The following is a 21,016-nucleotide window of genomic DNA, read 5'->3' on the forward strand; positions in this document are numbered from 1 at the left end:
CAGCCTCACAGCCTCGGCAACGGGCCGGGCGGCAGCGAACCCGCCGTCAGCTGGGGTCGCACCACCTTCCACGCCGGATCCCAGGGCGGCGCGTCCTCGATCCGTTCCGCCACCTCCCCCGCGAGCTGTTGCACCGCGGTGTAGAAGTGCTCGTAGTTCGCCGATCGGCTGTAGGTCTCGTACGGCAGCGGCTTGTTCCACGGCGTGAAGTCACGTTGCAGCGCGGCCTGCGCTTCCGCTGGATAGTGCACTCCGTCGGCGTAGCGAACGGGCAGCACGAGTCCCTGCGGGTGGTCGAGGGTGGTGTAGCCGAGCGTGCGATGACGTTCGAGCATGCTCTCCCATTCGGCCAGGCACCATTCCGACCGGAAGTACGGCGGGGACAGCACGGCGACCATCACCTTCGACCGCAGCAACGCGGTCTCGAGGTTGTCCGGCCACGAGACCCCGGTCTTCTGGCTCCAGTCCACGAAGATCCGGGGTTCGTCGGCCATCTCGTTGCCGAGCCATTCGCGCAACGCCCGGTAGAAGTGGTCCCGCACCCACACGTCACCACCACCGCGGCGCGTGTAGCTCAGGAAGACGTCGTACTCATAGCCCACGCCAGCACATCGTGATCATCGCCCGCGCCATTACGAGGCTTCACCCTTCTGGCGCAACGCCTCCAGTTCGTCGTCGGAGAACCCGTAGGTCGTCGCGATGGTCATCTTCGGGCAGGTGATCAACAGGCCGGGGCCCCACTCTTCGACGACCTGGCCGCGCTGGTTCGCGGACTCGAAGAAGGGCTTGCCCGACACGTCCAACGGCACCTCGCGCCCCCAGAACACGGTGCGGCGGGCGGCACCGGGGTGGAACTCGTGGGCGAACTTCAGCTGGTGCATGAAGGTGATCCAGCCCTCGGTGATGTCGTCGTAGTAGTCGTCCCACTCGGGCGAGGTGCCCTTGGGCGCGCGGGTCAGCACGACGCGTGTGCCCTCGGGGACCGGCGTGAGGGTGAAGGTGTCGTGGCCCTGGATGAGCAGCACGTGGCCGTCACCCTCCTCGGCGTGCTCGAAGTAGATGTGGTCGATCTCGGCGTCCAGCTCGGGGAGGTCCCAGCCGTGCCAGTGCCGGATCTTCTCCTTCTCCCGGAACGACCGCCACACCTCGTCGACCGGCGCGGCGACGGTGATCTCGATCCGGACGCCTTCGTCACTGCTGCCGCTGATCATCTGCAACTCCCGGATGGCCCATGGCGACCACCCGGTACGGGCGGCCTGACTCGGTGTCGTACTTCAGCGCGATCTGCCGCACCGCTTCGGCCAGGTCGCTGGTGAACCCGTGGACGTCGCCGGGCGCGCCGAAGCGGACCGTCGTCTCCACGGTGAACGTGAGCAAGCGCTTTCCCGCGTCCGCCGCGGCGCCGGACATCCGCTCGACCTCGCGAGCGGTGTCCTCCGCGACCGACACCAGATGCGTTGCGGCGAACTGGTCCTGGACGTCCGCGGCGATCTCGCGGCCGGGCCGGGCGCGCAGGACGCGTTCGACGCAGCCGCGGCGCTGCCGTTCCTCGACCAGTTCGACGAGGCCTGCCTGTTCCAGGGCTCGCACGTGGTAGTTGACCCGTTGCCGCGGCAGGTCGAGGGCCGCAGCGAGCTGGGTCGCCGACGCGGGCGACTTCAGCAGCTCCAGCAGCGATCTGCGCAACGGCGACAGCTCCACGCCTAGCACAGTCTCATTTGACAAAATCATTCGTCAATACCGGAACCCGACCGGAAACAGGCAAGTTCGTTGACGGTTGCAACAAATCGCCCCCACCCTGTGACCGTGAGAATCCCCCTGCTGGTGGCAGCGTTGGCGGCAGCAGCGGTCGTTCCCGTGTGGACGGTCGCGGCGCAGGCCGACGTAGTGCCCGGAACCGCTTATCAAGTGACGAACGTCGGCAGCGGAAAGTGCGTGGAGTCGCAGGGATCGGCGAACGGCGCACAGCTCCGCCAACAGGCCTGCTCTGGGCAGACCTGGAAGTTCACACCCACGAGCGACGGCTACTTCACCGTCGGCGAAGGCTCGGTCTGGGACGTCTCGAACGTGTCCACCGCGGACAACGCGGCGGTCCACATGTGGCAGAACTTCAGCGCGAACAACCAGCAATGGCGTCCAGAACCGGTCGGCACGGACACCTACCGGTTCGTCAACCGCAACAGCGCCAAGTGCCTCGACGTGCCCGGCGCCTCCACCGGTGACGTCCAGCTGGTCCAGTACACCTGCAACGGCACGAACGCCCAGACGTTCCGGCTCGGCACCTCCACCCCGCCGGACCCCGAGGCTCCTGACTTCGGCCCGAACGTGCTGATCTTCGACCCGTCGATGTCCGCCAGCACCATCCAGGCGCGGCTCAACGACGTCTTCCGGCAGCAGGAGGAGGGTCAGTACGACGCGCGCCGGTTCGCGATCATGTTCAAGCCCGGCAACTACAACGTCGACGTCAACATCGGCTTCTTCACCCAGGTGATCGGCCTGGGCCTGCTGCCGGACGGCGTGACGATCAACGGTCAGGTGCACGTCGAGGCCGACTGGTTCGAGGGCAACGCGACGCACAACTTCTGGCGTGGCGCGGAGAACCTCGCGGTCAGGCCGCCGAGCGGCACCAACACGTGGGCCGTCTCGCAGGCGTCCGCGATGCGCCGCACGAAGGTCTACGGCAACATGCAGCTCGACGACAACGGCTGGTCGAGCGGTGGTTTCCTCGCCGACTCCGTGGTCACCGGCCAGGTCCGCTCCGGTTCGCAGCAGCAATGGCTGTCGCGCAACACCGAGTGGGGCTCGTGGACCGGCGAGAACTGGAACATGGTCTTCGTCGGCGCTCGCAACGCCCCGCAGAACACGTTCCCCGAACCGCCGTACACGACGGTCGCGCAGACCCCTGTCGTGCGTGAGAAGCCGTTCCTGAACATCGACGGCGCCGGCAAGTACAACGTGTTCGTCCCCGCGCTGCGCAGCAACACCAGCGGCACCACGTGGGCGAGCGGCAACCAGCAGGGCACCAACATCCCGCTGTCGAACTTCTTCGTGGCCAAGCCGGGCACTTCGGCGGCGACCATGAACGCCCAGCTCGCGGCCGGCAAGCACCTGCTGCTCACGCCGGGCATCCACCAGGTGAGCGAGCCGATCCGCGTCACGCGTCCCGACACCGTGGTGATGGGCCTCGGTCTCGCGACCGTCATGCCCACCAACGGGAACATGGCGATGGACGTGGCCGATGTGGACGGTGTGAAGATCGCCGGCCTGCTCCTCGACGCGGCCCCGACCAACTCGCCGCTGCTGGCGCAGATCGGCGCGCCGGGCAGCAACGCCAACCACTCGGCCAACCCGACGTCGGTGCACGACCTGTACGTGCGCATCGGCGGTTCGGCCATCGGCCGCGCCACGACCTCGTTGGTGGTCAACAGCCACAACGTGATCGGCGACCACCTGTGGCTGTGGCGCGGTGACCACTCCATCGGTGTCGGCTGGGACGTGAACCGGGCGGACACCGGCCTGATCGTCAACGGCAACAACGTGACGATGTACGGCCTGTTCGTCGAGCACTACCAGAAGTACCAGACCATCTGGAACGGCCAAGGCGGGCGGACGTACTTCTACCAGAACGAGATGCCGTACGAAGTGCCGAACCAGGCGGCGTGGATGAACGGCTCCACGCGCGGCTACGCGGCGTACAAGGTCTCCAACAACGTCACGACGCACGAGGCGTGGGGCCTGGGCAGCTACATCTTCGCCAACGCCAACCCGAGCGTGGTGGCCGACCGGGCGTTCGAGGTGCCCAACACGCCGGGGGTGAAGTTCCACAGCATGGTGACGATCTCGTTGGGCGGCAAGGGAACCATCGAGCGAATCATCAACAACTCCGGCGGACGGGTGACCGCCGGTTCTACCGAGGCCTACCTGGCCAATTACCCGTAACGGTCCGCTGAGCGGATTTCAACCACGCATCCCCGTGCTCCAGTCCGCATAGACTGGAGCACGGGGATTCTTTCTGAGCAGTTGCGGGTCATCGAGGCCCTGAATCCGGTCTACAACGCGCTGACCACCGTGTTCGACATCCAGGACGAGCCTGTCGGTCCGCTCTCCGGGATCACGTTCTCGGTCAAGGCCAACATCGACGTCGTGGGTGCCGCCACCACGCACGGTCTGAAGTCGTTGACCGGCAACGTGAAGTCGTCCGACGCGCCGATCGTCGCACGGCTGCGGGCGGCGGGAGCGACACCGATCGGGCACGCGAACATGCCGACGATGAACGCCCGCGGCATGCACACGTACAGCGAGCTGGCCGGGCACACCGTCAACCCGTAGGACGCCACGAAGTCACCCGGTGGCAGCTCCGGCGGTGACGCGGTCGCGGTGGCGACGGGCATGGTGCACATCGGGATCGGCAACGACAGCGGCGGATCGCTGCGGCTGCCGGCGTTCCTCAACGGCGTCTGCGCCCTGAAGCCGAGCTACGGCCGCTACCCGCAGGGCGCCGCGTTCGGCCAGCCCGACCCACCATTCCCCACCCAGGTCATGACGGTGGAGGGCCCGCTCGCCCGCACCGTCGCCGATCTGCGCGTGCTGTGCGGCCTGCTGTGCGGCCTGCTGTGCGGCCTGCTGTGCGGCCTGCTGTGCGGCCTGCTGTGCGGCGCGGATCCGGCCGACCCCCGTGTGGTGGCGAAGTCGGCTGCGGGCAGGGCCCCTCCCTCCCGGGGGCTGACCACCCGGGACCCAAGAACGCAAACTTACCTGCGAAAACGCGCTGTCAAGCCCCCGTTGGGCGATCTGTGGACAAGGTGACGACGAGCGCGGGTTGTCCACAGATCGCCCAGCGGCGCATTGACAGGCCGATTTCGCGAATAGCCTGGTGAGGCCAGGTGGTCAGCCCCCTTGGGAGGGCGGGGCCCTGCCCTCCGCACGAACTCCTGGGACCGGGTCTCGACCTGGCGGAGTTCCTCGCGCTCACCGCCACCCGGCTGGCCGTCCAGCGCGAGTGGGCACATCTGCTCGACCGCTACCCCGTGCTGCTCGGCCCGGTCAGCACCACGCCGTCGTTCGAGCCGGACCAGGACCGCGGCAGCCCTGAGGCGCTCGCCGCGTACTTCGAGGCGACGAAGCTGTGCGAGGCCAGCAGTTTCGTCGGCGTGCCCGCGGTGGCGGTGCCGACGGGGCTGCGCGACGGACTGCCTGCGGGCGTCCAGGTGATCTCCCGGATGTACCGGGAGGACCTTGCCCTGGACGCCGCCGCAGCCCTCGAAACCCCGCTCAGCCCAGCCGTTTCGGCCGGTTGACCTTCATCTCGTCCATGTCGGTGACGGTGGCGCGCAACCCCTTGAAGTCGACGCCCAGCGCGTCGAGGGCGGTGGTCGCGCGCCGCAGTCCCGCGTCGTCCGGCTTCGATTCGGCGGTGAGGATCACGCGGTAGCTGAAGAAGTCGAGCTTCTCGTCGAACATCAGCGCACCCTCCTCGCTGAAGCCGCCGTCACGCAGGAAGTCGAACCCCTTGAGGTGTTCCTGGAGCGACGCGCGCTGGTCGGAGGTGAGGTCGGTGAAGCGTCCCCGGACGAGTACCCGGTAGGTGTGTTCAGCCACGAGCGAAGATGGTCCCGGAAGGGCCGCCGGTCTGGCGAACGATTTCCCCGGTGCGGAAGAATCATGATCCATGAACGCAAAAGAGCTGGTCACGCGCATCCGGACGGAGCTGCACCCCGGTGAGCACGACAACCTCGTGGTCAAACTGATCGAAACCGGACAGGCTCCGCGCGCTGTGATCGCCACGTTCGCCGCGGAGGAGAACCACATCGTGTCGTCGGACTGGCGAACATTCCTGGCCCTCGCCTCGAAGGCGAGCGAGCCGAACGCGCGGGCGTTCTTCACGTTGCTGGCGGGCGGCGAGGAGCTGGTGCTGCCGATGCTGGAGCCGCTGGCGAACGCGGCCGGCATGTCGTCCAAGGACTTCCACAACTACGAGCCCTTCCCCGGCTGCCAGGCCTACCCGGCCTACCAGGCGTGGATGGCGCTCAACGGGGAGCCCACCGACGTGATCCTCGCGATCCTGGCGAACTTCACCGCGTGGGGCGGCTACTGCGCGCGGATGGCGAAGGGGCTGCGCGAGCACTACGGGTTCGACGACGAGGCGTGCGCGTTCGTGGACTTCTTCGCCACGCCCGCGCCGCAGCTCGAAGAACGCGCGATCGCCGCGATCCAGGCCTCCCTCGACGCCGGCTGGCAGCCGAAGCACGCGTGGCGCTACGGCCGCCTGTTGCAGGCGTACGAACTGCAGTTCTGGTCCACGCTGGCGTGAGAAGCGGGGGCGGCGGTGCCGCCCCCACCCGTCTCATCGGGGCAGATAAGCCCGGTGGGCCTTGGAGAACTCGTAGTTGTTGTACTTGTCCCAGTTGATCGACCACGTCATGAGGCCGCGCAGGTTGGGGTACACGCCCTTCGGCTTGTAGCTGCCGCACCGCGTGCCCTTGGTGAGGCAGTCCAGCGCGGTGTGAACGTCCGCGACGGACGTGAACCCGTTGCCCGCGTACTGCGCGGCGGGCAGGCCGATCGCGACCTGTTCCTGCTTCAACGGCGCGAAGAACTTCGACGTGTCACCGCGCACCGGGAACCCGGCGAGCACCATGTCGGTCATCGCCACGTGGAAGTCCGCACCACCCATGTTGTGGTACTGGTTGTCCAGCCCCATCACGGGTCCGGAGTTGTAGTCCTGCACGTGCAGCAACGTCAGGTCGTTGCGCATGGCCTCGATCACCGGCAGGTACGCACCCGTGCGCGCGTCGCCGGTGCCCGTGCCGCCGTAGAACTGGTAGCCGACCTGCACGAAGAACGTCTCCGGTGCCATGGTGAGCACGAAGTTGGCTCCGTAGCGGGACTTCAGCGTCCGCAGCGCCGAGATCAGGTTCACGACCACGGGCGTGGTCGGGTTCCTGAAGTCGAGGTCACCGGGGTTCAGCGACAGCGAGTGGCCCTCGAAGTCGACGTCGAGGCCGTTCAGGCCGTACTTGTCGATGATGGCGCCGACCGATCGCACGAAGGCGTCGCGCGCCGCCGTGGTCTCGAGCCGCACCTGGCCGTTCTGCCCGCCGATGGAGATGTTGACCTTCTTGCCCTTTTGCTGCTGGGCACGGATTCCGGCGATGAACTCGGCCTCGGACTCGACGTTCGGGCACTCCGCCACCGGGCACTGGCTGAACCGCAGGTCACCGCTCGTCGCGCTGGTGGGCTCGGCGAACGACAGGTTGATGACGTCCCACTCGTCCGGCACGTCGCTCATGCGGATGTAGCCGGAGCCGTTGGCGAAGCTCGCGTGGAGGTAGCCGACGAGCACCTTGCGCGGCAGGCTGCCGGTCGGCGGCTGGCCGGTCGTCGTCGTGGTCGTCGTCGTAGTAGTAGTGGTGGTGGTCGTCGTCGTGGTCGAAGACGTCGTCGGCCCGGTGCCACCGGTGCACGCCGCGCCGTTGATCGTGCAGTTCGCCGGGTCGGCGGTGCCGGCGGCGTTGAAGCCGAACGTGACGCTGGCGCCGGGCGCGACCGAGCCGTTGTACTCGCGGTTGACGAACGTGTTGTGGTTGCCGCTCTTGGTGAGCAGCGAGTCCCAGTAGGCACCGACGGAGGTCGAGGCCGGGTAGTCGAACTCGACCTTCCACGAACTGATGGCCGCGCTGGTCTCGTTCTTGATCGTCACCGTCGCGGTGTACCCGGTGGCCCAGCCGTTCTTGGAGAACGTCGCCGTCACACCGGCGGCGTTGGCAGGGGCGAGGCTCACGATCACGGTGCCGAGCACCAGTGCGGCCACCGCGGATATTCGAGCGAACAACAGCATGGGTTCCATCCCTCACGCGTTGGCGGCCGGCAGGGGGTCACCTCGAATTGGACTAGACCATCTACCCCCGAGTCAAGGTTCTAGACTGTTCAGTCGTGCCTCTTGCTCGTGCCGCCGACGGGACCAAGCTCTTCTACTCGGTCGAAGGCTCCGGTCCTCCCCTGCTGCTGATCGCGGGCCAGGCCAACTCCTCCCGCTGGTGGTCACAGGTGCGGCCGGACTTCTCGGCGGCGTTCACGACGATCGTCACCGACCACCGCGGCACCGGTTCCAGCGACAAGCCCGACGCCCCGTACAGCACCCAGCTCTTCGCGTCGGACTGCGTCGCGATCCTCGACGACGCCGGCATCGGCACGGCGCACGTCTACGGCACCTCCATGGGCGGCCGGATCGCGCAGTGGATCGCGGCCTCGCACGGCGACCGGGTCGAACGGCTCGTGCTCGGCTGCACCTCCCCCGGCGGCCCGCACGCGATCGAGCGCAGCGCCGAGGTGCGCAGGTCGCTGGCGCAGATCGACGCGATGAAGGCGCGCAGGGCGTTGGAAGAGCTGATGTACACACCGGCGTACCGCGGCCCGTTCAACACGCTCGGCGACCCTCAGATGCCGCCCCACGCACGCAAGCGGCACCTGTTCGCGAGCGCCGAGCACAACGCGTGGGACGTCCTGCCGTCGATCACCGCGCCGACTCTCGTCGTGCACGGCACCGAGGACGTCTTCAACCCCACGGCGAACGCTCCCCTGATCACCGAACGCATCCCCGGCGCGCGGATGCACCTGATCGAGGGCGCGCGGCACGGTTACTTCGAGGAGTTCCGCGACGTGGCGACTCCCCTGGTGACGGACTTCCTCAGCCGGTGACCCAGCGCAGGCCGCGCATCAACGCGTGGCCCGCCAACCGCACGCCGGTGGCCTCCGCGATCGGCAGATAGGGCAGCCGCAACGGAATCCGCGCCCACACCGGCAGGCTGGCGACCGCGGTGGCGGACAGGATCGCGTACGGACCACGGGCCAACACCGGCAACGGGGCTTTGAGCAGCAGGAACCTCGCCGCCTCGCGGGCGTCGTGAGTGCTCTTCAACTCTGGCCGGTAGGAGTCGAGCCGCGCTTCGAGCTCGGCGGTCGTGCGCGGCGGATCCACGACGCCCAGCGCCTCCCCGATGACAGCCATGTCCGCGACGTACTCGTCGTAGTCGTCGAGTGGCTTCTCGCCGTACTTCCGGTGACAGCGCATGAAGCTGTCGACCTCCGCCACGTGCACCCAGGCCAGCAGGTGCGGGTCGTCGGCGCGGTACTGACGACCGTCCGGCGCGGTGCCGTGGATGTGCTCGTGCACGCGCCCCAGCCGTGCGATCGCCTTCTGCGCGTCCGCAACCGTGCCGTAGGTGGTGACGCCGATGAACAGGCTCGTGCGCTGCAACCGTCCCCACGGATCGGTGCGGTAGTCGGAGTGCTGGGCGACCGCGGCCATCGCCAGCGGGTGCAACGACTGCAGCAGCAACGCCCGCAGCCCGCCGATGAACATGGCGTGATCAGCGTGAACGTGCCGGATGGGCCGGTCGTCGGCGAACATGCGCGGTCCGGGCGTCTCGTGGATCCGCCGCGCGTGTTTCTCGCGCTCCGGACCCGCGACCCGCTCGAAGAGACTCTCGCTCAGCTGACGCCTCAGTGCCTCCAGCATCCCTCCATCATGCGTGCCAGTAGTCCCGATCGGGAAGGAGCAGCCACCGGTTCGGCTCAGTGAACGCCCTGTCGTCCTCCGGCCGCAGCCCCACGTAGGCGCAGCAGTACGCGACGGCGTCGTGGGCGTACAGGTGCGCCAGCAACACCTCGGACGTCGTGTCCGCTTCGCTGGGAGACCCGCCGGGATGCAGGTCCCAGCCGACGATCTCACCGTCGCGGTCGATCCTGCCCTGGTTGCCGCTCTTGGGATTCGCGTACATGGCGTACACGACCGTGCCTGCCGAAAGCCGGTTCGCCACCACCGGGGTGGAGGCGGTGAAGTACCAGGGCTGCATGAGAACGCATCCGCCCGGCACGTCGGTGACGCCGATCGCGAGCTCGTTGTCGTCCTCGAACGGTTCTTCCCACCAGTCGGTGACGTCCGGAACCTCGTCGTCCGGCACCACGTACGCCTTCAGTCGCCGCGTGGCCTCGCCGGCGTCGATGCCCGCGACGCAGGCAAGGCTGAAGCCGTCCGCCTCGGGAAATCCGGCGAGCGCCGCGACGAGCCGGTCGCGTTCCTCCACAGCGGCCTGTTCCTCCGGGGTGAGGACCTCGTCGGTGGCCAGAGGATGCGCGGTGGTGAGACTGAGGCGGGCAGGCGACCAGCCGGACATCATGGGGCGCGCCGGATCAGCGCCAGCGGCCAGCAACAGCTCGACGCTGTCGAACTTCCGCGCGTTCACGGCCTGCCACAACGCCGTGCGGCCGTCGAAGATCACGTCGACGTCGTCGGTCTGTTCCAGCCGCGCCGCCACTTCCTGCGCCGTGCCGAACGCCGCCGCCAGGTGCAACCTGTGGAATTCCCCCATGGGAACGGCACCCTACCGAGGCGGGGTGCCGTTCCGCCGGGAGATCAGGCGATCGCGATCTGGTCCAGATCAGGAGCGCCGGCCTTGTCGTTGCCGAACCTGATGGAGTTCGCGCCCGCGTTCAACGTCACCGGAACCTCGGCCACGTAAGGGGTGTTGTTGCCGACCCCGTCGAGCTTGACCTCCACGGGCGCGCCGCCGTTCACCGTCACGAAGTACGAGCGCGGCCCGTTCACCGTGAACTGGATGAACATCCGGTACGCACCCGCCGCGGGCACGACGACGTTCGGGAACGTCACCGCGGCGTCCGGGCTGCCGCCGATGTTGCGCACCTTCTCCGCACCGGAGCACGATCCGCAGCTGGTCAGACCCGTGCTGCCGAACACGTTCGCCGAGTCCTCCGCCTCGCGCACGAACACGCGGTCCGCGGGCCTGGTGCGCAGCGGCACCGAACCCGACACCTTGCGGTCGGAGCTCAGCAGCTGGAACGACGCGGTCACCGGGATGCTGACCGAACCCACGTCCTGCCCGGCGGGCGAGGTCGCGGTCCAGGTGCCTTCCAGCAGGCCCGCCAGCCGCATCGACGTGCGCGTCGCGGGTGCGCCGGTCAGCGTCCAGCCGGCGGGCAGCACCGGTGCCAGCGACACGTTGTCGATCTGGTCGTCGGCGTCGAGACGCAGTCGTGCGGTGATCTTCACGGTCTGCTGGCCTGGCGAAACCCATTGCACGCCATGGGGTTCGACGGTCAGTGTCGTCTTCGGCGTGTAGTTCGACGGCGGCAGCCCGCCGACCGAGATCCGGTCCAGGCCGAGGGACCTGCCGGTGCTGAACACCTTCAGCGTGTTGCGGCCCGCGGTCAACGGCACCGCGACCGACGTCGGGTCGGGCACGTCGGCCCGATCCGCGGGCACCGCGACGGAAACCGGCGCACCGCCGTTCACGGACACCGCGACGGAGGAGGCCGCGGACGACGTCAGGTCGAGCTGCAGGCGGTAAGTCCCCGCCGTGGCAACGGAAACATCCCGGTACGTCACGGCGTTGCGCTCGCCACCGCCGAGCCCGGTCACCTGCCGCGTGCCGGAACACGCCTCGCAGAACTCACTGCGCGCCGAACCCGACCGCGCCGCGTCCTCCGCCTCGAGACCACCGTCCCGGACCGAACGCGGATAGCTGTGACCGACCCGGATCTCGTCGATCTTCAGTTCCTTGAAGTAGACCGGCGCCCGCGGTCCGCCCCACGTGTTGAGCACGGTCAGCTTCAGGAACCGGGCCTCCTGCGACCCGATGTCGATGAACTGCGTGCCACGAGCGGAAGGCAACGCACCGGTCCGCACGTGCCACCAGTTGCGGCCGTCGTTGGACGCCGTCAGCTGGTAGTCCTTGATGCGACTCGAATCCTCCGGACGGCCGAACGACACACGGGCGTGCGTCGGGGACGACTCGCGCTGGTTGATCGCGAGGAACGCGGCCTCCTTGCGCCGGCCGAGGTCCAGCGAGATCGAGACGGGCTGGGCCGCGTTGGCGTCCCAGTACTTCTCGTAGCTGCCGTCGGTCAGGTTCGCCGCGGGGAAGCCGTCCTCGGAGGACGTCGCCGACGCCTTGACGCCGGTGTAGAAGCCTTGCTGCCCAGCGGTTTCCACGGAGAACACCGTGTCGTACTCGTCCCACTTCGTGATGCCCTGGATCGTCAGGTGCCCGCCGGACTGCGAGAAGCTCATCCGCTCGCCGGTTCGCAGATCCTTGACGCCGGTCACGCGATAGCCGTTGTCCCGCAACCGAACGAAGTCAGCGCGCGGCTTCGTCACCACGTGCACGTACTGCTTGCCCGTCTTGGGGTTGATGGTGATCACGCCGTGCGCGCCGTCGTTCCAGAACCCCGGCTGCATGCCGCCGTACATGTACCCGGCGCCCTCGACGCCCTGGATCGACTCCTGGATCGGCGGCACCCAGGAGGACATGAAGTTGTTGTACGCCTCCTGCTGCGCGGGCATTTTGCCGTTCACCATCGGCGTTTCGGCCATCAGCGACTTGATCGAGGCACCCGCGTTGGTGATGTAGCGGCCGGTGTTCAGGCGCGTGTCGACGGCGTGGTTGCCGCCGTCGTACCACCAGTCGCCCGTGTTGGGCAGCTTGTAGCAGGCCTCGGACAGGCGCGGCATCGGCGTGAACGTCGCCGCCGGGTAGTCGTAGGACGGGAACATGCCGGTCTTCTGCTCGTTCGAGACCGTGTCCATGATCGGCGTGTCCTCGTTGTTGTTGCTCAACAACCAGGTGGGTTGCAGCTGCCGGATCTGTTCGTAGAGCTTGTTGCGCTCCCAGTACTCGTTGTCGTTGTCGATCCAGAACCCGGCGAGGTCGTTGTAGTTCTTCATGACCTCGAAGAAGAGGTCGTAGCTGTACTTGCCGAAGCCCTCACGCGTGGTGAGGTCGACCTGCTCGCCCTTGTGGTCGGAGTAGGCCTTCGAGTCGAGCATCTGCACGCCCTGCTCGCTGTGCCACTGCGGGTCGTCGGTCATGTAGAGGATGACCTTGACGCCCTTGGCCTTGCCCGCCTTGGTCAGCTCGCCGAGCAGGTCGCGTTGCGTCGCGCAGCTGCCGGGGATCTTCGACGGCCACGGGCGTGCGTAGCCCAGCCTGCTGTGGAACGTCGCCAGCACGACGTAGGAGGCGCCGAGCTTGCGGGCCTCGTCGATCCAGTAGTCGGGGGTCCACCCTCCGCCGGTGACGTCACGTTCCCACTCGGCGCAGTTCAGGTGCTTCGGGGCGGTGAACATGCCCCAGTGCAGGAACAGGCCGGCGGTGGACTTGCGCAGCCATTCCTGTCTCGGGTGTTGCACCTCGGCCTGCGCCGGTGCCGACACGGCCACCGTGAGCAGACCAGCGAGCAACGCGGCCACGACGGCCGCGCACAAACGTCGTAGAGCCATGACCCACGCATTCTCGTCGGGGCGGCGGCGAGAGGTCCGATGATTACAACCGGAACAACGCGGGTCAAGTCCCTGTTACGCCTGGGTCGACCAGACCCATCCGATCTGTCAGGACACCTGCACGGCCGGATCGGCCTTCAACGTGCCGTCGCGCAGCCACCACCTGGTCAGCGAGGCGCCGGTCGGGCAGCAGTTCGCGTCGCTCGGCCGGTACCAGAGCTCCTTCACGGTGATCGCGCCCTTCTCGAACTGCGGCTCAGCGAGCAACGGCACGTGTGGCGCGTCGTCCCGCATCGTCGTCGCGGCGATCTCCCCCACCAGCTCCAGCTGTCCACCTCGAGCCGTCACCACCGCGAACGCGAACGCGAGCTGGCTGGACGCGGTACCGCCGGTGTTGTCGCAGCCGAGCGAGATCGCGGCCTCCTCCCTGCCGTCGCCGTCGACGTCGCCGTAGTGCACGTCGACGTCCAGGAACACCTCGACCGTGCCCCACAGCGCCGAGGTCGCACGGGCGGTGCCGTCCAGGAGCCGCACCGGTTTCTCGACGTGACAGAACACGGCGGGCAGCGTGGCCTGCCGCCAGTCCACCGCACGAAGATCATCGGGCGCGGGTCCGAGCGCCCGCCCGGCGGCCGAGGACGGCGGGTTCGTCGTCACCGCGACCGTCGGGCCCGGCTCTGTCTGTCCGGTGATCCTGGGTCCGCTCGCGGGACCACCGCACGCGGAGAGGACCAGCACCAGCGGGAGAACGCGTCTCATGAGGCTCCCTTCACGCGCACGGCGGGTCGTAAGGGACGTCCGGAAGGTACTGCCGCCACTCGGTTTCCGGAATGCGGGATGAATCCGTGCACAGCCGCGAGAGCAACTGCGGCACGTCGATGCTCCAGATGGTCGTGCGCACGCCGTCCGCACCGCCGAGCATCGTGCCGTCCGGGCTGAACGCGATGGCCGCGGCGGTGTAGCGCCCGCCCGCGCGCAAGGTCGACACCTCGACCGGACGTGCAGGATCGGTGATGTCCCACAACACGACCTCGCCAGACACGCCCGCGCTGGCCAGCCGCTTCCCGTCGGGGTGCAGCGCGAGGTGGCGAACGCCGCCCAGGTGCCTGAGCGCGGTCGCGGGCCGGACGCCGTCCGCGATGTCCCACACGGTGATCAGCCCGGTCCGGCTGCCGGTGATCACGACGTCGCCGGTGGGGTGGAACAGGACGGACTCGATCGGGTCTGTCCTCGTGTCGTAGGAGCGCAGCAGCCGAGGCGCGTCAGGGTCGCGGACGTCCCACAGCTGCAGGGTCTCGCCCTTGTCCCCTTTGGTCACGGCGCGGTCGTCGGAGCCGAACGAGATGCCGTGCGGGGTGACGTCGGATCCCGGCAGCTCGGCGGCGGCCCGCACCCGGTCGCCGTCGGGCACCCAGAGCCGGAAGACTCCGGGGGACGGCGCCGCGCCGATCAGCTCGCCGTCCCGGCGGAACACGACGCTCGCCGCGTGGTCGGTGTGCACCGGTGTGTCGCCGGTCGCGGGATCGGTGAGCGCGACCGGCAGCCCGCTGGCGATCCGCGTGCCGTCGGGGCTGAACGCGAGCTGCGGGCTGCCGCCGACGTTGAACGTCCTGAGCGTGCGGATCTCACGGGGGCGCGTGACGTTCGTCAGGTCGTAGAGCTTCGTCGGGAATCCCGTGGCCAGCTGGTGGTTCGCCCCGAACGCCAGGGTGTGGCTGTGGCCGGGCAACACCGTGACAGCGGCCGAGCGGGCGGCGTTGAGCACGTTCCACAGCCGCACGTTCCCGCCGGCCGTGGCGAGGGTGCGCGAGTCGGCGCTGAACGACAGCCCGTGGATCGTGTCGGTGTGGCCGAGCAGCGGCTGGGACGTGCGCGGCCGGATCGGATCGCTCACGTCCCACAGGTGGACCACACCGTTGCCGTCACCGAACGCGAGCGCCACCCCGTCCGGGGCGAAGGCCAGCGACTGCACGAACAGGCTCGCGCCGGACAGCACGCTGTACTGCCCCGGGATCGCGGTGTTCCACAACCGGACCGTGTCGTCCTGGGCACCGCTGGCGAGCAGGTCTCCGACGGAGGCGAACCGCAGGATCCGAACGTCGCCGGTGTGCCCGGCGAGGACGGCTTTCCTGGTGGGGCTCCCGGTGATGTCCCACAACTCGACGGTGTCCTCCGAGCCGGGCAGCGCGATGGTCCTCCCGTCGGCGCTGACCGCGCTCGTCGTGCCGAGCGAGTCACTGTTCGGTGCGAAGTCAGTGATCAGCCTGGGCGCCGGCGGATCGGTGACGTCGAGCAGCCACGTCCGCGCGGCACTGCCGGTGACCGTCAGGACAGGTTTGCCGGGGACGAACGCGAGCGAGCTCAGTCCGGTCGTGCCCGCGTTCCAGACGGATCTCCGCACCGGATCGGCGGCCTCGGCGACCAGCACGGCACCGCCGGACGTGGTCGCCGCGACGAGCTCGCCGTCCGGGCTGAACCGCACCGCGGTCGCGTCGGTCAACGGGATCTTCGCGCGTTCGGACATGCCCTCGTACAGTGCGATCCCTTCCTTCGTCGCCACCGCGATCACGTTCTCCCGCGGGCTGAACGCCACGTCCACGGCCGTCGATGGGGTCGGCACGAGCCGTGGGATCGACGGGCTTTCCATCAACGCCCCGAGCACTTCCGCGGTCGGTGACATCCGGTAGGCCTGGGCGAGCAGCTGACGTGCGATGTCCGGCCGTGAGTCACGGATGGCTGCGGCCTGCGCGACGAGCTGGCGTGACGTGGCGACGAGCGTTTGCCGCTGCGCCCGGTCGCTCTGCTGCTCCGAACGGACCGCGAAGATCACGGCGGCGGCCAGCAGGACGACCAGGACGGAGATCGCGGCGGTGACGGTTCGCTTGGTGCGGCGGCGTTCGGTGATGTGGTGCCCGATCAGCTCGGTCTTCTCGATGCCGTCGAGCGGCGCCACCACGTCCGCCAGCACCGACTCCCACTGCGGGTTGCGCGGGTCCAGCGCGATGTCGCGAACGCCGCGCAGGTCGACGCAGCGCGGTTCAGGAACGTCGTGCAACGCCTCCGGCAACGCGGTGGTGCGCCCGGTGTCGAGGACCCCGTTGTCCCACACCGCCTCGCCGTCGGTGAGCAGCACGAACAGGGTCCGGCGGTCGCGGTTCTCCAGCCACCAGGCCACTTCTTTCGCGACCCAGCGAGACTGCGCGGAAGCCGGTGAGGCGAGCAGCAGGAAGTTGTCGGCGTTCGCCAGGCCGTCGAGAATCGCCTGCGTCAGATCGGATTCCGCCGCCAGCACCGAGTTGTCGAGGAACACCCGCCGCCGGCGAGCGCGGTACCAGGGCTTCGCGAACTTCTCGACGCCCTCCTGCAGCAACGGCCCGAGCGCGTGATCCGTAGCGTGGCTGTACGAGATGAACGCGGCATATGTCCCCTCGCCGGGCATCCCGGAAACCTCTCCGCTGTACGGGTGAACACCCCTACATCGTCCTGGAAGCGGCCACCGTTAGGGCGGCGGCGTGGTAACACACGTTTGGTGTCTCACGATCACCGTTGTCGGAAGAGGAGAGAAGGAACCGGATGAACGACGACCACCTGCCCGGCTTCTACCACGACGCGGAGGCGGCATCTCGCGACGGCCAGCGCAACACGCTGCTGCTCAGCCGGATCCGCCTGCTCGGCGCGGTGGCCGCCGCCGTGGGAGGCGCGTTCAAGTGGCAGATCGGCGGAGGCGTCGACTTCTGGGCCTGGGTGGCACTCGCGGGCTTCCTCGTCGCGCTGTTCGCCGAGTTCCTGCTGTGGGTCATGCATCCCGAGCTGAAGTGGAACGCCGGCCGCGCCGTGGCCGAACGCGTGAAGTCCCTGGCCTGGCGCTACGCCGTCGCGGGCGACCCGTTCCCCGACACCGCCCTCAACGCCCGCAGGGACCTCGAAGCCAGCATCTCCGAAGCCGTCTCCGAACACCGCAGGACGTTGCTGCTCACCAGCACCAACCCCACCGGCGACCGCGTCATGACCGAACTGCGCGCCAAACCGTTCGCCGAACGCCTCGCCGTCTACCGCGACGACCGCGTGCTCAGCCAGCTGAACTGGTACCGCGACAAGGCTGCGGGCAACGAGACCCGCGCGAACATCGCCCGCGTCCTGCTGTTCGCCGGCGAGTTCGTCGCGATCCTGTTCGCCATCCTGCGGATCAACGGCGCCTGGGACGTCGACCTGTCCGGCGTGATGGCCGCGGCGGTAGCGGGCGGCGCGGCCTGGATAGGACTCCGGCAGTTCGAGAACCTCAAGGTCGCCTACTCGGCCGCGGCCGGCGAGCTGGCCGACATCTACACGCGACTGCCCTCCACCGCCGAGAGCGAGTGGTCGAACGTGGTCGCCGACGCCGAAGCCGTGATCAGCAAGGAACACACCGCGTGGCTCGCGTCGCGCCCCAGCACAGCGTGACCCGCTTAGGAGCGAACCGATGACTACGCCGTTGAAGGTCTTCGTGGCGATGCCGGGCACGATGGTCGGCAAGCACACCAACTGGACTGCTGCAGAAGCGATCAAGAAGCATCTGTACCTGGCGATCGGCACCATGCTCGAGAGCCGGCTCTCCCGCAAGGTGGAGGTGCAAGTGGAGAAAGACCGGCAAAAGGCCGGGTCCATCCACTTCACCATGTACAGCGAGGCGATCAACGCCGATGTCTACATCGCGGACCTGACCGGTGCCAACCCGAACGTTTACCTCGAACTCGGCGTGCGGTGGTCCATGCGCGACAACGTCACGATCCTCACCAGCCAACACCCGTCCTACGTGCTGTTCAACGCGGAAGGCGGGTACCGATACACGCTGTACGGCAAAGACCCGAGCGAACTCGAGGCGGCCAAGGAAGAGGTCGTCAACACGATCGTGAACGGCCTCGAAGATCCAGACCACGTCGACAGCCTGGTCCTTCAGGGCCGCGACCTGGTGGTCGTCTCGCGCAGCGGACAGCGGCGCATGGAGGAACAGCTGGAGCAGCTGCGCCGGGTCCGCGGTGATGATCTGTTCAACGCGGCCATGCAGGCGGACCGCCTCAGCGACCGGGTGACACTGCTAGAGAAAGTACTCCACCCCGACGTGAACCCCGCCAGGGCAGACGCTCACGGCGAGATCGGCAAGGCGTATTGGAAGATGCGCGACTACACCAAGGCGATCTCGCACCTCGACAAGGCCACCAGGCTCGACCCCGACTCAGCCCGCTGGTGGCGGGAACTCGGCATCGCACAAAGCAAGCACCACGACCTCCACGCAGCGATTCGCTCGTTGACCGAGGCAGTCACCAAGGATCCCGACGACGGTGACGCACACGCGAGCCTCGGAGGCGCGTATCGCCGCCAGGCACGCGAGACCGGCGACAGGTCGCTCCTGCAGAAGGCACGCGCCGCCTACCAGGAGGCCGCGCGCATCAACAAGAACGACAGCACGTACGCACAGGCCAACATCGCCCGCCTGGACATCTGGCTCGCCGAGGACGACGAGTCGCGGAACAAGGCGATCGCCGACTTCCGCAAGCTCCACTCGCTGGCGGTGTGGGTGACCGCGGAGAGTCCGGGCCAGTGGGCACTGCTGGACCTCGCGGAGACCTGGGCGTTCCTCGGCGACACCGGCAAGGCGGTCGAGGCAGGACTGGCCGGCATCGACGCCTCCGACCCGGCGGAACGAGCCTCCACGGCGGATTCCGCGCTGGAACCGGTGCGCGACACGCTCGCGGTCGGCTGGCTACCGGACGACATCTCCGAAGCACTGCGGGCACTCGCCGTCGAGTACGAGAAGGTCAGCGCCACCTGAGACGACGCGAGAGCGCTCCCATGCCACCTGTGCCAGGGTGATCGCATGCGCATCGGCCTGGCCCTGCCCCAATACGGCGAGTTCGCGGACACGGCGACATCACTCAAAGTCGCCGTGGAAGCCGAACGGCTCGGCTACGACAGCCTGTGGGTGTCCGACCGCATGTTGCTGCCCACGCACCCGCGCGACCGCTACCCCAGCCACGACGGCGTCGTCCCGCCCGAGTACACGCGGTTCCTCGACCCGCTGGTCGTGCTGACCGCGGCGGCCACCGTCACCTCGAAGGCGCGGCTCGGCACCAGCACGTTGAACGCGCTGTGGCACCCGCCCGCGTTGCTGGCCCGCACGCTCACCACGATCGACCAGCTCAGCGGCGGCCGGTTGGACGTCGGCATCGGGCTCGGCTGGTCGCGCGACGAGTACGAGGCCGCGGGCGTGCCGTGGGGGGGCAGGGGTGCGCGGCTCGACGAGACCCTGGACGTGCTGAAGGCCGTGTGGACCGGCGATCCCGTGGCGCACAACGGAAAACTTTGGACGGTGCCGGAGTCGGTGGTCGACGTGAAGCCGGTACAACGGCCGCATCCGCCTGTGTTGCTGGCCGCGTTCACGCCGCGGGGGCTCGCGCGGATCGCCAGGAAGGCCGACGGCTGGCTCGGTGTCGGGCTGCCGCTGCCGCTGCTCACGCAGACCGTGAACGCGCTCAAGCAGATGGCCGGGGACCGCGCGCTGCGGATGCCGACGCGGGTCAACCCGGTCCTCACCGACGAGCCGGTGGACCCGCGGCAGGTGCCGATCCGCGGCACGGTCGGCCAGATCGCCGACTACCTGGTGCGGGCGGGCGAGGTCGTGGACGAGGTGCTGATCGATCTGCAGCTCACGGCCACCAGCGAGCAGCACCTCGTCGACCTGGCCGGGGAGTTCGCCGGCAGGCTCCGCTAGGCGAGGGCTTCGACGACGCGGGTCACCATGACCCTCTCGGCCGCGGCCACCTCGCCGTCCGCGCCGGCGACCGAGCGGCACATCTCCGTCACGGCGGCGCGGAAGATCGGCACGTCGCGCGGTTCGTGGGCGGTGATGATCTCGACGGAGGAGCGCAGCGCGGCCAGGACGCCTGCCTCCACATCGGACGCCGAGCCCTTGGGCAGGGCGGGCGGGGCGGCGGCGATGATGGCGCGCAGGTCGTCCGTCAGCAGGGACATGGCCCTGATCCCGGCGTGGCTCTCCTCGTCGACGGAGCCCGGGTCCGCCGTGGACACCAGCACCATTGCACCGAAAACGGCCGTGCGGAGGGTTTGACCCTCCGCCTCCGTGTACGCAGTCATGTGCGCAAGCCTATGCAACGATCAGTGGCTATGAGTGCGGGTCAGGTGCTTGGCGCCAACATCAGGGCGTTCCGGGAGCAGCGCGGGCTGTCGCTGTCGGAGCTCGCGCGGCGGTCGTCCATCGCCAAGGGCACGCTGTCGCAGCTGGAGAGCGGCTCCGGCAACCCCACGATCGAGACAGTGTTCAGTTTGTCGAACGCTTTGGACGTGCCTGTGTCCGAGTTGGTGACCGAGCGGACGCCGCCGGACGTGGTGCTGGTGCGGGCGCGGGACGTCGAGGTGCTCAGCAGCAACGCCGTCGACCTGCGGCTGATGCGGCGGATGGACATCGGGGACACGGTGCTGGAGATCTACGACCAGCGCGTCCGGCCTGGCGACACCCAGACCAGCGAAGGTCATCCCGGCAAGGAGCACGTGCTGGTCACCAGCGGTCAGCTGAGGGTCGGGCCCGCGGACAAACCGTACGAACTCGGACCGGGCGACTACGTGTGCTTCCCCGGCTCGATCCCGCACCTGTACGAGACGATCGACGGTGAGGTCAGCTCGGTACTGGTGCTGGAGTATCCGAAGCACTAACGTTCATTCTAA

Annotated in this window: 19 protein-coding genes and 1 pseudogene; 9 read left to right on the plus strand and 11 right to left on the minus strand. The window is 68.4% G+C overall.

What is annotated here, in order from left to right; genetic code table 11:
• Positions 1 to 5 precede the first annotated feature (5 nt).
• From SK803_RS35075 to SK803_RS35085, 3 genes are read right to left on the minus strand one after another with little or no spacing between them, the layout of a single operon-like run.
• Entirely contained in the window at positions 6 to 602 is a 597-nt protein-coding gene (locus SK803_RS35075) for a toll/interleukin-1 receptor domain-containing protein (protein WP_319970487.1), read from the minus strand.
• A gap of 30 nt (positions 603 to 632) precedes the next feature.
• A complete protein-coding gene (locus SK803_RS35080; protein ID WP_319970488.1) occupies positions 633 to 1,211 on the minus strand; it encodes an SRPBCC family protein in 579 nt (192 codons plus the stop codon).
• Positions 1,192 to 1,701: an ArsR/SmtB family transcription factor gene (locus tag SK803_RS35085; protein WP_319970489.1), complete on the minus strand. Its 510-nt coding sequence runs from the start codon at positions 1,699 to 1,701 to the stop codon at positions 1,192 to 1,194. Before SK803_RS35085 ends, SK803_RS35080 begins: the two co-directional genes overlap by 20 nt.
• Before the next feature lie 105 nt (positions 1,702 to 1,806).
• Here SK803_RS35085 and SK803_RS35090 point away from each other — a divergent pair, with 105 nt between their 5' ends.
• The 3 genes and pseudogenes from SK803_RS35090 to SK803_RS35100 all read left to right on the plus strand — a co-directional run bounded on the left by SK803_RS35090 (position 1,807) and on the right by SK803_RS35100 (position 5,297).
• On the plus strand, positions 1,807 to 3,939 hold the full coding sequence (locus SK803_RS35090) for an RICIN domain-containing protein (RefSeq protein ID WP_406601628.1): 2,133 nt from the start codon (positions 1,807 to 1,809) through the stop codon (positions 3,937 to 3,939).
• Positions 3,940 to 4,068: 129 nt separating this feature from the next.
• Positions 4,069 to 4,806 (plus strand): annotated as a pseudogene (locus SK803_RS35095) (amidase family protein).
• A 77-nt stretch (positions 4,807 to 4,883) separates the two neighbouring features.
• Positions 4,884 to 5,297, plus strand: coding sequence for an amidase family protein (locus SK803_RS35100; protein ID WP_319970490.1), 414 nt, complete (start codon positions 4,884 to 4,886; stop codon positions 5,295 to 5,297).
• On the opposite strand, the gene SK803_RS35105 is transcribed toward SK803_RS35100, so the two are convergent.
• Positions 5,272 to 5,598 carry a DUF6204 family protein gene (locus SK803_RS35105; RefSeq protein ID WP_319970491.1) on the minus strand — a complete coding sequence of 109 codons (327 nt, stop codon included), beginning with the start codon at positions 5,596 to 5,598 and terminating at the stop codon, positions 5,272 to 5,274. The genes SK803_RS35100 and SK803_RS35105 overlap by 26 nt on opposite strands.
• A 70-nt stretch (positions 5,599 to 5,668) precedes the next feature.
• Between SK803_RS35105 and SK803_RS35110 the strand changes: the two genes are divergently transcribed.
• Positions 5,669 to 6,310 (plus strand): thiaminase II/PqqC family protein, encoded by a 642-nt coding sequence (locus tag SK803_RS35110; RefSeq protein WP_319970492.1) that lies wholly within the window; start codon positions 5,669 to 5,671, stop codon positions 6,308 to 6,310.
• A gap of 33 nt (positions 6,311 to 6,343) precedes the next feature.
• Here the strand turns inward: SK803_RS35110 and SK803_RS35115 are convergent, their stop codons facing one another.
• Positions 6,344 to 7,837, minus strand: a complete 1,494-nt coding sequence (locus SK803_RS35115; RefSeq protein ID WP_319970493.1) for a chitinase — start codon at positions 7,835 to 7,837, stop codon at positions 6,344 to 6,346.
• 95 nt (positions 7,838 to 7,932) lie between these two features.
• Here SK803_RS35115 and SK803_RS35120 point away from each other — a divergent pair, with 95 nt between their 5' ends.
• Positions 7,933 to 8,697, plus strand: coding sequence for an alpha/beta fold hydrolase (locus SK803_RS35120; protein WP_319970494.1), 765 nt, complete (start codon positions 7,933 to 7,935; stop codon positions 8,695 to 8,697).
• On the opposite strand, the gene SK803_RS35125 is transcribed toward SK803_RS35120, so the two are convergent.
• The 5 genes from SK803_RS35125 to SK803_RS35145 all read right to left on the minus strand — a co-directional run bounded on the left by SK803_RS35125 (position 8,687) and on the right by SK803_RS35145 (position 16,736).
• Positions 8,687 to 9,517, minus strand: coding sequence for an oxygenase MpaB family protein (locus SK803_RS35125; RefSeq protein ID WP_319970495.1), 831 nt, complete (start codon positions 9,515 to 9,517; stop codon positions 8,687 to 8,689). The two genes, SK803_RS35120 and SK803_RS35125, sit on opposite strands and share 11 nt — an antisense overlap.
• 7 nt (positions 9,518 to 9,524) lie before the next feature.
• Positions 9,525 to 10,370: a hypothetical protein gene (locus SK803_RS35130; RefSeq protein ID WP_319970496.1), complete on the minus strand. Its 846-nt coding sequence runs from the start codon at positions 10,368 to 10,370 to the stop codon at positions 9,525 to 9,527.
• A 44-nt stretch (positions 10,371 to 10,414) separates the two neighbouring features.
• Complete coding sequence (locus SK803_RS35135) at positions 10,415 to 13,297, minus strand: CBM35 domain-containing protein (protein WP_319970497.1); 2,883 nt, start codon at positions 13,295 to 13,297, stop codon at positions 10,415 to 10,417.
• Between the two features lie 108 nt (positions 13,298 to 13,405).
• Positions 13,406 to 14,056 carry a hypothetical protein gene (locus tag SK803_RS35140; RefSeq protein WP_319970498.1) on the minus strand — a complete coding sequence of 217 codons (651 nt, stop codon included), beginning with the start codon at positions 14,054 to 14,056 and terminating at the stop codon, positions 13,406 to 13,408.
• 10 nt (positions 14,057 to 14,066) lie between these two features.
• Positions 14,067 to 16,736: a TIR domain-containing protein gene (locus tag SK803_RS35145; protein ID WP_319970499.1), complete on the minus strand. Its 2,670-nt coding sequence runs from the start codon at positions 16,734 to 16,736 to the stop codon at positions 14,067 to 14,069.
• A gap of 134 nt (positions 16,737 to 16,870) precedes the next feature.
• Between SK803_RS35145 and SK803_RS35150 the strand changes: the two genes are divergently transcribed.
• From SK803_RS35150 to SK803_RS35160, 3 genes are read left to right on the plus strand one after another with little or no spacing between them, the layout of a single operon-like run.
• Positions 16,871 to 17,737 carry a DUF4231 domain-containing protein gene (locus SK803_RS35150; protein WP_319970500.1) on the plus strand — a complete coding sequence of 289 codons (867 nt, stop codon included), beginning with the start codon at positions 16,871 to 16,873 and terminating at the stop codon, positions 17,735 to 17,737.
• Positions 17,738 to 17,756: 19 nt separating this feature from the next.
• Positions 17,757 to 19,106 carry a tetratricopeptide repeat protein gene (locus SK803_RS35155; protein ID WP_319970501.1) on the plus strand — a complete coding sequence of 450 codons (1,350 nt, stop codon included), beginning with the start codon at positions 17,757 to 17,759 and terminating at the stop codon, positions 19,104 to 19,106.
• 45 nt (positions 19,107 to 19,151) lie between these two features.
• Positions 19,152 to 20,045 (plus strand): TIGR03619 family F420-dependent LLM class oxidoreductase, encoded by an 894-nt coding sequence (locus SK803_RS35160; protein WP_319970502.1) that lies wholly within the window; start codon positions 19,152 to 19,154, stop codon positions 20,043 to 20,045.
• On the opposite strand, the gene SK803_RS35165 is transcribed toward SK803_RS35160, so the two are convergent.
• Positions 20,042 to 20,428, minus strand: coding sequence for a hypothetical protein (locus SK803_RS35165; protein WP_319970503.1), 387 nt, complete (start codon positions 20,426 to 20,428; stop codon positions 20,042 to 20,044). The two genes, SK803_RS35160 and SK803_RS35165, sit on opposite strands and share 4 nt — an antisense overlap.
• A gap of 30 nt (positions 20,429 to 20,458) precedes the next feature.
• Between SK803_RS35165 and SK803_RS35170 the strand changes: the two genes are divergently transcribed.
• On the plus strand, positions 20,459 to 21,004 hold the full coding sequence (locus SK803_RS35170; RefSeq protein ID WP_319970504.1) for a helix-turn-helix domain-containing protein: 546 nt from the start codon (positions 20,459 to 20,461) through the stop codon (positions 21,002 to 21,004).
• Positions 21,005 to 21,016 lie beyond the last annotated feature (12 nt).

This window comes from Lentzea miocenica, assembly GCF_033949945.1.
In the GTDB taxonomy this organism is placed as follows: domain Bacteria; phylum Actinomycetota; class Actinomycetes; order Mycobacteriales; family Pseudonocardiaceae; genus Lentzea; species Lentzea miocenica.

What these genes read in the sequence shown, in the direction of transcription:
- SK803_RS35165 (WP_319970503.1), bottom strand. Translation starts at nt 20,428, where the DNA reads ATGACTGCGTACACGGAGGCGGAGGGTCAAACCCTCCGCACGGCCGTT.
- SK803_RS35115 (WP_319970493.1), bottom strand. Translation starts at nt 7,837, where the DNA reads ATGCTGTTGTTCGCTCGAATATCCGCGGTGGCCGCACTGGTGCTCGGC.
- SK803_RS35170 (WP_319970504.1), top strand. Translation starts at nt 20,459, where the DNA reads ATGAGTGCGGGTCAGGTGCTTGGCGCCAACATCAGGGCGTTCCGGGAG.
- SK803_RS35130 (WP_319970496.1), bottom strand. Translation starts at nt 10,370, where the DNA reads ATGGGGGAATTCCACAGGTTGCACCTGGCGGCGGCGTTCGGCACGGCG.
- SK803_RS35155 (WP_319970501.1), top strand. Translation starts at nt 17,757, where the DNA reads ATGACTACGCCGTTGAAGGTCTTCGTGGCGATGCCGGGCACGATGGTC.
- SK803_RS35135 (WP_319970497.1), bottom strand. Translation starts at nt 13,297, where the DNA reads ATGGCTCTACGACGTTTGTGCGCGGCCGTCGTGGCCGCGTTGCTCGCT.
- SK803_RS35080 (WP_319970488.1), bottom strand. Translation starts at nt 1,211, where the DNA reads ATGATCAGCGGCAGCAGTGACGAAGGCGTCCGGATCGAGATCACCGTC.
- SK803_RS35145 (WP_319970499.1), bottom strand. Translation starts at nt 16,736, where the DNA reads ATGCCCGGCGAGGGGACATATGCCGCGTTCATCTCGTACAGCCACGCT.
- SK803_RS35160 (WP_319970502.1), top strand. Translation starts at nt 19,152, where the DNA reads ATGCGCATCGGCCTGGCCCTGCCCCAATACGGCGAGTTCGCGGACACG.
- SK803_RS35110 (WP_319970492.1), top strand. Translation starts at nt 5,669, where the DNA reads ATGAACGCAAAAGAGCTGGTCACGCGCATCCGGACGGAGCTGCACCCC.
- SK803_RS35125 (WP_319970495.1), bottom strand. Translation starts at nt 9,517, where the DNA reads ATGCTGGAGGCACTGAGGCGTCAGCTGAGCGAGAGTCTCTTCGAGCGG.
- SK803_RS35150 (WP_319970500.1), top strand. Translation starts at nt 16,871, where the DNA reads ATGAACGACGACCACCTGCCCGGCTTCTACCACGACGCGGAGGCGGCA.
- SK803_RS35140 (WP_319970498.1), bottom strand. Translation starts at nt 14,056, where the DNA reads ATGAGACGCGTTCTCCCGCTGGTGCTGGTCCTCTCCGCGTGCGGTGGT.